Annotated in this window: 1 pseudogene; it reads left to right on the top strand. The window is 55.3% G+C overall.

Annotation, left to right across the window (positions count from 1 at the left end):
- Window positions 1–293: pseudogene (locus MUW49_RS21225) on the top strand (IS1634 family transposase); the annotation flags it as partial.

Genomic DNA, 293 nt, shown 5'->3' with positions numbered 1-293 from the left:
TTTACCGCCAGCTTGATGCTGCTGCAACTGGATGCCGAAGTGGTAGGTGAACCCGTTTATACAGGACGTGGCAGACCCAAGCGTGGCGAAGAGCCAATTGGCCATCAGTTTCAAATCACTGGGTTGGCGGCAACTAGCCTGGCTTGTGTTGAAGAGGCCCGCAACCAGACCGGGGTGTTCATCCTGGCGACCAATGACCACAGCGATACGCTGACCATGGCCGAACTTTTGGCCACCTATAAAGCGCAGCAGAATGTCGAACGGGGCTTTCGTTTTCTCAAGAGCCCGGAGTT

Source organism: Aeromonas sp. LsrichE-8G (genome assembly GCF_022869435.1).
Lineage (GTDB): Bacteria > Pseudomonadota > Gammaproteobacteria > Enterobacterales > Aeromonadaceae > Aeromonas > Aeromonas caviae.
The sequence above is the reverse complement of the archived record's forward strand: the minus strand, read 5'-3'. Positions and strand labels throughout refer to the sequence as shown.